Source organism: Ignavibacteriales bacterium, assembly GCA_020635255.1.
Classification (GTDB): domain Bacteria; phylum Bacteroidota; class Ignavibacteria; order Tepidaquicellales; family Tepidaquicellaceae; genus JAEYVS01.
Genome location: JACKAC010000001.1, coordinates 448,080 through 462,619, shown reverse-complemented (window position 1 = coordinate 462,619; position 14,540 = coordinate 448,080). Strand labels below are relative to the sequence as shown.

General features: G+C 32.7%; 15 protein-coding genes. 12 read left to right on the top strand and 3 right to left on the bottom strand.

Features of this window, described 5'->3' with window-relative positions:
- Positions 1-75: 75 nt before the first annotated feature.
- The 6 genes from H6614_02080 to H6614_02055 all read left to right on the top strand — a co-directional run bounded on the left by H6614_02080 (position 76) and on the right by H6614_02055 (position 3,343).
- The gene (locus H6614_02080; GenBank protein MCB9242445.1) at positions 76-387 is read left to right on the top strand and encodes a hypothetical protein; all 312 of its coding nucleotides are present in this window, start codon (positions 76-78) and stop codon (positions 385-387) included.
- A gap of 38 nt (positions 388-425) precedes the next feature.
- Complete coding sequence (locus H6614_02075) at positions 426-689, top strand: hypothetical protein (GenBank protein ID MCB9242444.1); 264 nt, start codon at positions 426-428, stop codon at positions 687-689.
- Positions 690-701: 12 nt separating this feature from the next.
- A complete protein-coding gene (locus tag H6614_02070; GenBank protein ID MCB9242443.1) occupies positions 702-1,541 on the top strand; it encodes a hypothetical protein in 840 nt (279 codons plus the stop codon).
- Positions 1,529-2,185 (top strand): ThiF family adenylyltransferase, encoded by a 657-nt coding sequence (locus H6614_02065; GenBank protein MCB9242442.1) that lies wholly within the window; start codon positions 1,529-1,531, stop codon positions 2,183-2,185. Before H6614_02070 ends, H6614_02065 begins: the two co-directional genes overlap by 13 nt.
- Positions 2,166-2,813 (top strand): hypothetical protein, encoded by a 648-nt coding sequence (locus H6614_02060; protein ID MCB9242441.1) that lies wholly within the window; start codon positions 2,166-2,168, stop codon positions 2,811-2,813. Before H6614_02065 ends, H6614_02060 begins: the two co-directional genes overlap by 20 nt.
- Positions 2,814-3,019: 206 nt before the next feature.
- Positions 3,020-3,343 (top strand): DUF2958 domain-containing protein, encoded by a 324-nt coding sequence (locus tag H6614_02055; GenBank protein MCB9242440.1) that lies wholly within the window; start codon positions 3,020-3,022, stop codon positions 3,341-3,343.
- An 8-nt stretch (positions 3,344-3,351) separates the two neighbouring features.
- Here the strand turns inward: H6614_02055 and H6614_02050 are convergent, their stop codons facing one another.
- Complete coding sequence (locus tag H6614_02050) at positions 3,352-3,684, bottom strand: hypothetical protein (protein ID MCB9242439.1); 333 nt, start codon at positions 3,682-3,684, stop codon at positions 3,352-3,354.
- 241 nt (positions 3,685-3,925) lie between these two features.
- Positions 3,926-4,444, bottom strand: a complete 519-nt coding sequence (locus tag H6614_02045; GenBank protein ID MCB9242438.1) for a hypothetical protein — start codon at positions 4,442-4,444, stop codon at positions 3,926-3,928.
- A gap of 124 nt (positions 4,445-4,568) precedes the next feature.
- Between H6614_02045 and H6614_02040 the strand changes: the two genes are divergently transcribed.
- The 6 genes from H6614_02040 (at position 4,569) to H6614_02015 (ending at position 11,075) form a co-directional block, all read left to right on the top strand.
- A complete protein-coding gene (locus tag H6614_02040; protein ID MCB9242437.1) occupies positions 4,569-5,012 on the top strand; it encodes a helix-turn-helix domain-containing protein in 444 nt (147 codons plus the stop codon).
- 232 nt (positions 5,013-5,244) lie between these two features.
- Entirely contained in the window at positions 5,245-6,483 is a 1,239-nt protein-coding gene (locus H6614_02035) for a hypothetical protein (protein ID MCB9242436.1), read from the top strand.
- Between the two features lie 1,016 nt (positions 6,484-7,499).
- A complete protein-coding gene (locus H6614_02030) occupies positions 7,500-7,901 on the top strand; it encodes a hypothetical protein (protein ID MCB9242435.1) in 402 nt (133 codons plus the stop codon).
- Between the two features lie 134 nt (positions 7,902-8,035).
- A complete protein-coding gene (locus H6614_02025; GenBank protein MCB9242434.1) occupies positions 8,036-9,649 on the top strand; it encodes an ATP-binding protein in 1,614 nt (537 codons plus the stop codon).
- Between the two features lie 76 nt (positions 9,650-9,725).
- Positions 9,726-10,034 (top strand): hypothetical protein, encoded by a 309-nt coding sequence (locus tag H6614_02020; GenBank protein ID MCB9242433.1) that lies wholly within the window; start codon positions 9,726-9,728, stop codon positions 10,032-10,034.
- Positions 10,035-10,037: 3 nt separating this feature from the next.
- Entirely contained in the window at positions 10,038-11,075 is a 1,038-nt protein-coding gene (locus tag H6614_02015; GenBank protein ID MCB9242432.1) for a site-specific integrase, read from the top strand.
- 137 nt (positions 11,076-11,212) lie between these two features.
- Here the strand turns inward: H6614_02015 and H6614_02010 are convergent, their stop codons facing one another.
- Positions 11,213-14,470, bottom strand: coding sequence for a DEAD/DEAH box helicase family protein (locus H6614_02010; protein ID MCB9242431.1), 3,258 nt, complete (start codon positions 14,468-14,470; stop codon positions 11,213-11,215).
- Positions 14,471-14,540 lie beyond the last annotated feature (70 nt).

Sequence of the window (14,540 nt, the reverse complement as noted above, 5' to 3'; positions counted from 1 at the left end):
TTATAGGATTAATGTGGTATAATATAATAAATCATATTGAAGTAGTACTTTATTTAAATTAATTAACTATACATTATGGACAAATACTTAGTTCAAATTCCCTACTCATACCTAAGATATGGTACAAAAAGCGGATATGTTTATGCAGAATCCCGGGATGAGGCATATGATCTTGCTGTTGATGATTGCATGTATAATGAAGATTATGATGATGATGGAGATTCCGGAGAAACGGAATGTGATTACAACAACGTTGAGGTCATATTAGATGAATCTGATATAAGCGAAGATGAAATTCCTTCAAGACAGCAGTATTACAACACACCTACACAATATTCTCAATACAATCTACCAGATTATTTTCTCTCAGAAGTAAACACCCTTTAATTAAAAATCAATTTAAAACTTAAAAAAGGAGTAAACTCATGTGGAACTCAAATGGGAGCCAGGGGCAAAGTACGTCCACAACAGAATCTTTAAAGATCAAATGCAACGGAAATGAAATAGATGCAACCGGATTATCCGGCATATCTCTTTCCGAAAAGATTAAACAAGTAGCCCGGGATTATCAAATAGGTAAATTCGACATTTACGATGCTTGTAATAGAGTGATCAATCCCTCTGAAATAGAAAGAGGAGAATTCACAGGCCCGCTTACTATAATCAGATTCAATTCTGCTGCTGCTTAAAAGCGATAATGAATGAAAGATATTCATATGGGAGAAGCTTACAGAGCTTCTCCCATAATTGTTAAAACAAAATTAATGCAAATGGAAAACCAGAATAACTTATACAACATTATTAGCAGGAATGGACAAGACCTCAATAACAATTTCAAGCCGGATCACTTCAAGAATATTATTATCGAAGAATTAAATATTCAGGAAGTTCTTTCTAAATTAACTCAAACTAAGCAGGAAAAAATAAAGATAAAAGAATTAATACTTGAATCCCAGATTGATTATATAAATTCAGTAAAGCAGTTGAAGATTGTATTTGAAACTGAACTGTTTAATATGACCGAAAGAATGAATGATATCTACAACAGAGAAATATTGAAAATAAAATCTCTGTATCACGAAACTGTCGCAGGCAATTTTATGATGACAATAATAAAGTTGCTTGAGAAGGAACAAATTTGCTTAGTTATTAAAGATGGAACCATGTGGATGTATAAATACTACAACCCATCTTTCCCGGTTAGCGAGGCTTACCACCAGGATGGACATGAAATAATTTATGATGAACCTGTGTGTTATCTAAAGGGAATATATCTAAACATCCTTCATCCGCAAATAACAAATGGCTCAATTATGGTCTCCTCAGAAAAACAACATCCTAATGTCCGTGGGAAAGGGTTTTCCGAAGCATGCCCTGGTACTTTATCTAAAAGGGAAATTCCAATTGACAGACCCGAGGAACTTATTTCATTCATGAAGGAAATTTGTACAGTATATGAAAAGATACACCTTCAATCAGCTTATTATACTCCAACTACAACTTACAAACTAAATGAACAAAAAGAATCATGGACAACTTAATTTCTGAATTATACAAAAGACAAGAAGACCACCTCCCTTCTTTTTCGGACAAATCAGCAATTGTTATAGGTTGCGGAGGAGTGGGTTCCTGGATTGCAATAGACCTGGCATTAATAGGAATGGGAAGCATAATATTAATTGATAAAGACCAACTTGAAGCAAGTAACCTTAATAGAACTTTATTTAAGGTTACTCAGATAGGTGAATCCAAAACCAAGGCTGTGGAATCTCTTATTCATGAAAGGAGACCCGATGCGATAGTTTTATCAATAGAAGATTATTTTAAAACAGAACATCTCGAAAAATATAATGTTGATTACGTTTTTGATGCGACAGATAACCTGGCATCCCGAAAACTAATCAAGGATTTGAAGGATCAAGACACTCTTCATATACCATATTGTAAATGTGGCTATGACGGTTATTTCGCAACCCTAAGTCTGAATGAATTTGAAGCAGGCAGATGGGGTGAAGAAGGATCCTATCAGATAGTATCAAGCTTTTTTGGCACTCCACAGATCCTTTCAGCAATTGCTGTTATTGAAATGCTACTCTTGGAAGATACAAAGCAGATTAGTGTAAACTTCAAATCCAATAATTTAATAAACAAAATAGGAGAAGCATATGGAATCAGCCAAGAATAGCTGGGATTCTGAGCTAAACATTAAAAATGGTGTAGATGTAATTGTTCCTATAAAATTAATACTGGTTTGCGATGCCATAAGTAAAATTGTTGGAGATAATGAATTTTCAATTGTAACAACCATGAATGAAGAAAAAGATCTAGAAATAAGATTATCCGAGGAATACTATATTCCAAAACAAAAAGTCTCACATTCCAGTATCGATTATCTTCCAGATGATTTCACTCATAATGTTGTAATTCATCGCCATCCAGAAGGCTGTTACTCTTTTAGCCGTACAGATCATGAGTATATAAACCAGAATTTCATTTTGAGTCTTTTATATACTTATGAAAAAGGTTTTGTTAATGGGCTATATAATCTTAAACATAAAGCAGGGATAATACAAATTCCCGTCCACATAACAATCGATTCTGGAATTCATGGAATTGACACCTCAAACATTGAAAAGATAAAGCAAATTTCCAGGTTTATTGATGATGATAACGCTTCCCTTAATATAAAAAGAAAAACACAAAAAAAAGAGGAAGAGGAATTTTTTAAAGACAAACTATCAAAAGAAGAATCAATCGACGAATTGACAACCCGTATGGATCTAATGGAAGAATATGTTTTCCAGGGATTCTAGTCAAATCTTATTTTTAATTCAAATATTGGAGGTCCTATGGGCAATATGAGCAAGATGATTATTATTATAATAAAAGAAATCTTTATTGAATTACTTAAAGCAATCATAAATAGACTTCGGCGAAGATAAATTATACTATTATACTTCTTGAAGAGGGATTTCAATTTTGACTTCCCTCTTTTTTTATTTAATTAAAACATTTTAATATGAAACTATTTACAAGTGAAATAGAAGATAGAGCCCAAAAACAATACCCGCTTGCCAATGATCTTGATAACCAAATAGTCGTTGCAAAGTTTTTTAATCCAATTGGATCAGGAACATGGTATCTGGTAAACCAAGACCCGGAAGATCCGAATTACTGCTGGGGAATAGCTGATTTATTTTGCGTAGAAGTCGGCAGCTTCTCAAAATCAGATCTAGAAAATACTAGATTACCTTTTGGACTAAAGATTGAAAGAGATTTATACTTTGACGAAGTTAACGCAGGTGAGTTATATCGTAAGCTTTTAAAAGAAGAAAATAATTAAAATAATCTTCAAAAATGAAAATTTCGTTTTGTTTTACTCCTATCCTCCGGAATTTCCAGTAAAAACCAACGAATGTTTGGACCTGTACCGACATAAATAAAAACAGCTTTGTGATACCCCTTCTTGAAAACTACAGGTTGACCAACATCTGCATTTGTACCTTCGAAGTAATTCTGATTCCCAGGAGGAATTATTGTATCTCTTTCTGAATAATATCCATAAACATATTGATAAATGTCATTTTCATACTTATAAAGATGCTCAAGGTAAATTGTTTGAGAATTTACATTTATGCCAACGACAATCATCCCGAAAAGAGAACAAAAAAATAGAAACTTCATTTTCTTCTAAATTTTAAGGATTTTTAAAATAATGCCCAAAATTTTTGGGCATTATTCTTCCACCTCTTACTTTTTTCCTTTACCGAGGAAATCAAGAATTGCTCCGGCTAATGCACCAACAGCTGCAACAACTGGAGCAGCTTTCTTAATTGTTACAATAATTTTTCCCCAATCCGTTTTTTTACCCATGTTTTTTGAATAAATATGTTGGTTATTGACAAATAAAATTGAAATAATTTTACTATCTAAACCTTATATAATCATCTTCAAGCCTCAAGGTACTCTTATTTCTTAATCTGTCATACAGAAACCCCATCCAGGAGTTTCCATTTTTAACAAATCTGAATTCCTTCTCTACAATAAAATTTGTTCTGCCAACAAATCTTAACCTTGGAGGCAATCCACCTGCAACATCATACACATCTGTTACACCGCTCAAACGAATTTGCATTCTTTGTTCTCTTCCATCACCTTTTGTTGAACTTGAAACCCCATCTTTACTTAAGATATCCATGTTTGTAATAGCAAGATTTTTATAAACCCCATCTTTTTCCATAAAGATCGCGGTATTATATTGATAATTCTTATAAGGGATCTTACTTATTAGCTCATATACACCTGATTCGATTTCATAATCCGACGGTCCAGGTTCAGTGTATTCATTTTTTGAGGAATCTTTGCCGGTTGATTCACTTTCTGAATCTTTCCCACAAGAATACAATATCAACATTACAAATAATCCAATTATTATATTTTTCATTTTTGGAGTTTTAAGATTAGCGAATAATTATACAGCATATTTGATAATTATTCAATTGATTTAGTTAGTTTAAATACAGCTTTTAACGGGTAAACTAAGATTATAATTTTCCTTAGTTTTGAATGTGCCAAAATACAGCAAAAATAAATCAAATTTCGGACATTTAATTAAAACCCACCGAAAATTAATGGGCTTAACACAAGAAGAATTGGCTGATCAGGTGGGTGTAAAATTTCAGCAGATTCAGAAATATGAATATAATTTAAATCTTCCATCAATTGAAAACGGAATTAAGATTTGTAAGATCCTAAAAATACCAATTGAAAAGATATTTGGTGAAAACCATAAGGATGACCTCTTAAAGGAGGCTAAAAAGGATATTGTTGACAACTACCAACTGGTAAAATTGTTAAGCCGTAATAAAGAACTGTTGCCTTTTATTCGGGCTTATGACAGCAATAGAAAAGAGCTACAAAATATCAATTTTAGTGCAATTTTGAAGGATTTCCTGAAACTATCCCCAAAGTCCCGTAAAGCTTTAAAAGATGTCATTAAGAAGCTTCCCTGAGCGTTATTTGAGCTTTGAGAGACGTCCAATCAGTTTGGGTCTATAACAACCATACCCAAAATTTAAACATTATTTCTTGTCTTTTTGGATTTCTCATTTAAAAGGTTATATATCTTATATACCGGGAGACTCGTTTAATTAACATCAATTTTCCCTCTATTTTAATAAATATTCACTATAAAATATGCTACGACAATATGATATAAACCGAACCATACCATTTAACTATAATTTGGCTAATAACGGAAATGATGTTATTGAATCAAATATTTTTGAACAGCTTCCTATTAGTAAAGCAAGAAAAGTTGACATTAAGAAAAGATGCCTTAATAATATTTTCTCTAATTTAAAATTCTCTGAGAAAAGTCGTAGTTACCTTCCCGTAGCCCGTAAACCAAGTTATTATACACAAATTCCAAAAAGGTATAGAACAGACTTCCAAACATATGACATAATGACTTCTGTTATTGATGGGCTTGAAAATATGGGATTACTAGAATCTGTACCGGGTTTTATTGATTATTCAAAGAAAAAAGGAAGGCTTACAAAAATTAAACCTACGGATAGTTTTAAAGAATTAAGCGGCGGATTAGCAGTTAATTCAATAACCCAATTGGAACCAAGTGAACTTGTTATTTTAAAAAAGAGATTTGATAATACATTAATGGAGTATAAAGACGATAGAATAATTAAAGAAATTAGAAATCAACTAAAAAAATACAACGAATTAAGGCAAAATTGTAAACTATCACTAAAGGGGCTTTCTACAAATGAGATCCAGGACAATATGGATTTCCTAATGTTGAATTCTGCAAGTTTAGTTGTGCCCGATCAAGAATTAAAACTGAAGAATCCTTTCATGTATAGAGTGTTCAATGGGTCATTTAAAAAGGGAGGAAGATTTTACAATGGCATTGAATCAAATATGCCCAAAGAACTGAGGGAAAAAATTTTGATAGATGGTGAGGAAACAATTGAATTAGATTATAATTCCTTCCATGTACGTATATTATACCATCAAATTGGAAAAGACTTCAAAACAGACGCCTATTCCTGCTTATCCGGAAATTGCCCTCAAATGAGGCAAGTTTATAAATTAGCGGCAATGTGTTCTATAAACGCATTAAGCAAAAACACTGCTATACAAGCTATCAGGAAACAGATCGTGGAGAATGGATTAAAAAGTACAGTTAGCAGTATAGATGATAAAGGAATTAATACACTTTTAGAAAAGTGGGAAGCTTACCATTCTGAGATAAAACAGTTACTTTATTCGGATAGGGGTGTAAGGCTGCAAAATTTAGATTCTAAAATTGCTGCCGGAATTATTCAAATATTTATGGATGCTGGGGAAGTCTTACTTTGCATACATGATTCGTTTATTGTTAAAAAAAGTTTAAAGGAAATGCTTTATCAAGCAATGATGACAGAATACAAAAAACACTTACCTTTTGCCCCGGTTATATCATAGTAGGTTTATTGGTTATTATAGTTATATTGTATTTATTGATTGGATATTCAGTGCTTAGCTTTATTTTACTTCTACTAATATTATATTCTCCTACAGAAAGGGAAACTTAAGCTGAAAAGGCTTATGAACAAAGCCTTTCAGCCGGCACCTGCGAAAAATCCATAAACCTGAATCCCAAATCAGAAAAATTAAAAATAATTTTATCTGAACAGTTTGATTAACTGAAAATGTTAAATTAGAATTAGTTAGCTCAAACTTGGCTCACCATTCTAGAACCTCATTTACGGTATCGGACGACTCTATGCCTTGATTGAATTAATCCGATTTATTATTTTGCTTTCACTGTTCAACAGAGGACAGTAATAAAAAGCAAACAACGATGAGGTAGCTAGTTAATTAATCAAACCCAACATAAGGAGACAAGCCGTAAACAGAAGATAACAAACCTTGTCAAACCTTCCAAAACACACATTTCAGAAAAACTGCTTTTAGAATATCTCTAATAGCAAATCAAATGATCAAACGACGGTCCCTTGGAGTTTTAAAGGGATGCATCTGACTCAAAAATTTAACATACATTTCAGGCAAGGGTGATTTACGCCTTTGAAGAAATACGGTGTCTTTCATACAATATGAAAGGATATCACTATATGTCCATAACGGACGATGGCTGATATCTGGTTTGAGAGACAGGTATACCCAAAAGGGTAACCAATTAATAATTTAATATATGTTTAAACATGAAACCCGAAATTGAAAAATCGGAAAAAATAATGCTGAACGGTGATTCAGCAACAGAAATCCTAAACCTATTAAGTAAATTTTATAGAAAAGGAACAGACGCGACGATTGAGATACTTTTGTTAGATTGTGATCAACTTTCAATAAATGAATGTTTAACAATTTCAAATTTACTCACATCTATTCAAGACAAGTTCGAAATTCAAACATTCTCATCAGATGTAACAGTCAAACAATTAATTTTACTTAGTTCAGTTGGTCGTGACAAAAGAACAATGCAGTCAACATCCTCGATTCTCCTAAAGTCTAATAACATGACTAAGGATGAAATCGACTCCGTTTGTAAACATCTTTCCCAGCCATCCAAATCCAAATACGTAGTCGAGGATTTGAATAAAGATATTCAAACTGGCAAAATACTGGATGCGAAAGAAATTAAGAAAATGAAATTTTGTGTTAAGTTTAAAGGCGAAACTCCCAAGAGGAAAAAACCTTTAAAACCTTCTTCATCTTCCAAATCTGATAAAGATGATTCCGACGTCAAACGTAAAGCAGAAGAGGAAACCAATCAAAAGGACAAAGATGAATATTCAAATGATGAGAAAGATGATGATAAGAATGCAAAGAATAAAAAATCTAAAAAGCTGAAGACCGCGGTGACTATAGATAAGAAATAAATCTACAGAATTACTCTCCTCCTCCGGGAGGAGGGTAATTCTTAAACAAGATCGTTATGAAAGTTCAACCGGAAATATCCCCTCGATTGGTTGCCAGTGTATCGTCGGTCTATACAGATATCAATAGAGTTATAATGGAGTATGTCGATAACTCCTTCGATGCATTCACTGACAAAGATGACGATTCATCGGGTACGATTAAAACTAAATATGATACAAGCTTAATTATAAATGTAAATATTATTGAAAAGCCATTATCTGATAGGCGAATTGAAATAACCGACAATTGTCATGGCATTTCTGATATTTCTGAAATAATAAAGAATATTGGTAATTCGGATAAAAAAATGCAAACGTGGACTAACGGTCAATTTGGATTTGGTATATACTCCTTTATGGCTGCTTGTAGTAAACTTCAAATAATTTCAAAAACAAAAGATAAAAAAGTAAAATCTGTTGAGATTTTTAAGGATGATTTCTCAAAAGATAAAATTTCAGATATAAAACTTGATGTGAAAGATTATGATAAAAATTTCCCTTATGATACCGGTACCAAAATTATTCTATCGGATTTTTCACAAAACGATTGGCAGGAAATTGATATACATCACATAGTTTCCGAAATTAAAGATCATTTTGAGTTACTTTTAAAAGAAATACCAAATGATGTAAAAGTTATTAAAGGAAGTAGGTCTTTCAAGTGCAAGCCATTTGATTATAACGCTTATAAAGGAGAAGAATTTAAAAAGGAATTTAAAATTGTTGATGAAGCTACAAATAGCGAGTATCCTAGTCCTATCCGCATCTACCTTAAATTTACCAATGGAAAATCTATAGAAAGATCACCTGTGTTTATTTCTAGAAAGCGCAGAGTCCAAAAAGTATCTGAATTAAAAATCTTTGACACGGAAAAAAAATCAAGGATATGGAAACACCCATTAATAACAGGTTATGTAGATACCGGTGGAATATTAAAGCCAACCATCTCTAGAACTGAATACAAAAAAGATTTGAATGCTAAAAGACTATTTACAATGCTAAGAAGAGTTGAGGATGAAATTATAGACTGGGTAAACGAAAATACTTCCAAAAATACATTGAATAATTTCTCACACATCGAAGACTTCTTCAATGAGAGAGTTTTACAAATTGAATCTGATACAATTAAAAAAACTGAAATTCCTATTCATCAATATGATGAGGTAAAATTGTCACAAGATAAGAACGACCCCAAAAGAGAATGCATATTACTTTTCACTGAACAAGACGATAATCTACTATCCAATGAATATCCTACGGTTATATCCCTCATTGATGATGATACTGAGGATAAACAATCAGTCAAAAGTATTGATAAGTATAGTGATTTTGTTTCGAAAGAGATAAACGTTAAACGTAAATATGGGCTTAGGAATACAATAACTCTTAAAATTGACGGTGAATCTAACCCGGTGATTAATGCCTCAGGAATCGCTCTTAGATCTCATCTAATTGAAAAAACTGTTGTAATATTTAAAAAACATCCAGACTTTGAAAGGAGGATAAAACATTCACCAAATGGCAATACTTATGTAACTAAAGAATTAATTCACTATCTCGCGCTTGAATATTTATCTAATGTCTTTACACATTCTGATGGAGAAGGTGAAGATAGAATAATTAAAATAAACCTTTTAAAAGACTCATTTTATAAGCTTCAACAAGAGTTAAATGGTTTAAAAGGTCAAAAGTTAACATCAATCTATTAAAAAACTTAAAACAACTTACTTTATGAATTCTTTTAATCAACAAACAATTTATCATGAATAATCGTGAGGGGCCAAAATGAGTTCTTCGGAACTCATTATTGAAAAAAGTCCATCAATAGAGGTGAAAGATCTCAGATTACTGTCTATTAATGGCGTAAGAAAAATATTACAAATAAGTTACAGTTCAGCAAAGAAATTAATAGAAGAAGGAAAGATTAAGTCAATAATGATTGAAGGCAAGATGAAAGTACCCATATTCAGAATACATGAATTTCTTCAAAATGAAGTACCAGAGAACGAAGCAGTTTCCATAAATAAACCGGAGGTAAGCAGCCAAAACTTAAATGATAAAATTAATTCAATTATTTCAAAACACAGGAGGTAAATTATGGCATCTCTATACAAAAAAAGAGGAAAGTGGCATATTGATTACTGGGTTAATGGTAAAAGACACACCAAAAATACAGGAATAAAAGCAAATCCCGATACTAAGAAAAAAGCAACTAGGATCAAACGTGAAATCGAAGATGCTTTGAGTTCACCTGAGGTAATGGATAATCACAGTAGTACACAAACATTAGAAGAAGCTTATGGATTTTGCCTTAATAACAAATTCAATCCTTCATTATATTCTAAATCGCATATTGATCAGTTCAAGATTGCCATGAAAAGATTTAAGAATATTGTCGACAGAAATAAATCCATTCAGGATATCACAAGATCCGATATCTCTACATTCATTGCTACTGTAAAACCAGAAATATCCAATGCTACATTGCATACATACATTCGATATTTAAAAATCTTCTTTAACTTTTTAGTAGATGAAGAGCTAATTAAAAAAACACCTATATCAAAAAAATTGATTCCGAAAAGAGAAAAAAATGCGATCATAGTATTTACGAACAATGAGGTTAACTTAATTCTAAAAGAATCGATTGAACGCGATGAAAATTTATATGATATATTTATGCTTCTTTTGTTGACCGGTTTAAGACCAATAGATCTTATGAATTTGAAATCTGAGGATTTTAATTTAAAGAAAAGAATCATTCGGGTGAAGGTATCTAAGTCAAGTAAAGAGATCCTGTTTCCTATTTATAACGAGCTTGAAGAATTTATTGATAGAAGACTGTTGTCTAAACTCAAATTCTCAAAAGGTTTAATATTTAATGGATATTCGGTTGAAAAAGTGGGTGACAAATTTCAAGAGATTAAGAACAAATTAAACATTCCCAGAAATTATAAATATACACTGAAAACATTCAGGAAAACATTCGCAACCAGAATGGCATCTCTAGGTGTCCCAATCTTTGATGTAGCAAATCTACTTGGTCATGATAGCATTAAAACCACAACACAGTATTACACTGAAGCTGATATCGAATCACTTAGGAACAGGCTTAACCAAAAGCTTGCCGGATAGATTCATGGAAAGCACTTATTTGAAGTGCTTTCCTGAGTTTCTAATATTTGAATAATTTTGACTTAGCTTACAGTCGTGACCTAGCCCTGTTGTACCTTTGCTGAACCCTTTTCTTTAATGATAAGGGAAGACTATTTTTATTCACTACAGATTAAATCAAGATCTACTCCTATTGTCTCTTTAAGATAACTATATGCGGCAGCAAGAACTGCTATTTGTTCTGGAGTATGATTAGATCTTGACAAACCTGGCTGAACAATAATTATTTCTGGCTTGAGCTCTTTCAATCGCATTAATTTGGCAAATTTATTTATATCCGCCTTACTTCCTTTCAAAAATCTTGTTTCTCTTGGACCATTGGATGCCTTTTTTTCTCTTTCAAGAATATGTTTACCTAAATTTTTAAATTTCCACTTCCACTTTGCAGATCTAACCGCTTGTGAACAGACCTCTACCACATCTTTTACACGTTCTCCTGGAGATTGTGCAGTAGTAAATTTACAATGCACAAGTACGAAACGAATGCAGTCCTCTTCTTCCTTAAAACATATTAAGTCTGCAGCCTCTCCGCTTGAATCATCATCAAATACTACATCAAAGCCGCCTTCAATAAATTCCTGGGCGACTCGTTCTTGAATAGTATTTTCGCGTTTGGCACCGTCCTTCCACATTGATTCTTTCGTTATATCAACTTCACTCCAATCCCAAACTTCAAATCTCTCTTCGGGGAAAACTATATTTTCTGTACTTTGTGGTCTCACTAACAAATCACCATCTAGTTCAGATAAATCAACGAATCTAATTAGAGGGGGATAATCCGAAAAATAGTCTTCAACCGGGAGACTTATATTCCCAACAGTTATAGATATAGGATCTGTGGATGTTCTTCTAACCTTAAATACTTCTGCTCCCCCAATAGTAAGGGCATAATTCCCCCATAGTTCATCATCTGACCTTAAGCAAAATTCTATTGTATTTGTTTCTTTATCAGTTTTAATTAGCTCAATGTCAATCATTGAAATGGATTTCTCATTATCTCCGTTATAAATCACTACTCTTTCCTCGGATTGTCTTAAAATTTCTATTGGCCATTCGATGCTTAAAATAACCTTGTCAGGAAGTTCTGTTACTTCTTCTGGAATCAGAACATTCGCTATTATGTTTCGAGTATCAATCGAGTCATCTAGAATTTTTTCTCCAATTCCATCACACCACTCTACTAGCTCTGGTATCACCCCCGCTTCTCTTGACCATACTCTGCCTTTATACGAACATCCGATTGAAATAAATCGACCATTTTCCCAACCAGTTCCATTCAAATTTGATTTTATTGAACCAGTTCTTTCAGAAATACTCAATGCAGTTGCAACATCTGAACCAGCGTATGAAGCGTAACGTAAATTTCGCCGACCATGTTTTTGTAATCCAAGATTTTGAAATAGCAATCGATTAATATTCCCTAGTGATCTAAATATAACATCGCCAGATACTATTTCAGTCGCTCCCACTGCTTTTGCAATTTTTTCATGTTTAGAAGATTTATCACTTGAAGATAAGTAAAGTAAGTTTTGATCTTCATTAAAATGGAGGACGTGTAGATGCCACGTTCTATCTTTAACTTTATTTGATCGTGTCCAACGAATATGAGGCTCTGCCCTAGTGACAAAATAAAGCGTATTAGACTCTTGATGCAACCATACACGATGTATATAAATTCCTTTTGGAATACCTTCTATAAATTTCTTTGGACGAAAACTGTTTGCTTTGTAGAATAAAGTACTTAATGTTGGTCTTAATAAATGATGTGAAATTTCAATTTGCTCATCTTCTACAGATTGATCCAATTTCTCCGAAGAGTTTAAAAAATTTATTAATGCGTTATGAGATCTAGCTGCTTCCGAACTAAATTCGCTTAGAAGCTGGTTCCAATCTGCATCTTCGCTATACAATCTTTCTAAAGCATATGAAACATCCTGATCTGCAATATTAGCAATTACTGTAGCATCTCCAATATTCTCACCAGCTGTTCGAGTAAATCTCCCTGTAAACTGAAGTATAACAGCTAAACTTTTATGAGTATCATGTATAGCTGCTATTTTTAACTCAGGTAGATCAAATCCTTCACCTAACATATTCACACATACAACAATTTTAGAATTTCCCGATTTTAAGTTATTTAAGGCTTCCTCAGACTCATCTTCTTCTGAGTGAATTATAACTGGATTAAATTCAGAACCAAATTCATTATAAATTGAAAGAATACAAGTTGCTCTAGCTATATTTTTACATCGAACCATCATTAAATGGTTTTTACCTTCTGAAATATCCTCTTTCAATTGTTGGATAGCTTGTTTAGCAATTATTATATCTCCATCATCAGGATCAATTTCATATACAGGGCGAAATGAGATTTTTTTAAAATAACCATCTTGCTGTGCAGAATGCAAAGGATACTCATAAATAACTTTGCCGTCTACTAATTTACCGTCTCTCCTATACGGTGTTGCGGTGAATTGTAATACCTTTTGTTTAAAATTTTCTCTAAATGTAATCCAACTATTTGCTCCAATGTGATGGGCCTCATCCACAATTAATAAATCAATCCTATCAGCAATATCATTTGCAAATTGCATTGCAGATTGCTCGCTTAATACAGCCATAGTAGCTATGATCACATTTGCATCTTCTAGAATTTTTAGATCTTCTACTCTTTTAGGGCGTTTTGTAATAGTTGCAACAATAGGATTAGTAGCTTCTGTATATAAATTTCCTAAATGTCGGAGCAAGCCCAAGGTTATGAATTTATTTTTTGTTTGATCCCTTAGAATTTTAGAAGGGACGACAACTAGTACTTTCCCGGGAGAATAGGCTACTAAAGTCGAGAGCATTGTTTCTGTTTTTCCAGTTCCGGTGGGCATTACAATTGTAGCGGGTTGTTTATGTAAGCTCCAGTGTGCACCTATTGCATGGAGACTACCTATTTGAGGAGGTCGAAGTCCCTTGACAATTACAGACCCATCATCATCTTTTTGCTCTGAATGAAAATTAAAATGACCTTTCCAGTTACTAGATATTTCTTCTGACAATTCTCTGAGACTGTTTTTATTAAATCTTTCTTGAAATACTTCAACTAATTTATTTGAAATCCAAATCAATTTCCCTTCAGGGTTGTACTTTAAAACACCGTCAATTTCATCAGGTCTTTCTAATGTCTTCCGTTCAGTTATAATGACCCGTTGTCCATCTTCTAAAATATATACATCCTCTTCAATTCGAGAAGATATCTTAATCTTATTTATACGGCTCACAACTACTGGCTTTTCTGGGCTAATTAAATGATCTACCATGCCAATAGAGTATTTAGCTTGAAACAACAATGGAGGTAAATTTAGAATGCCTTCGTTATCTGACATTTTTATTTTTTATATATTTTAAGAAATTTAATCATTGTCATTTATTTATAAA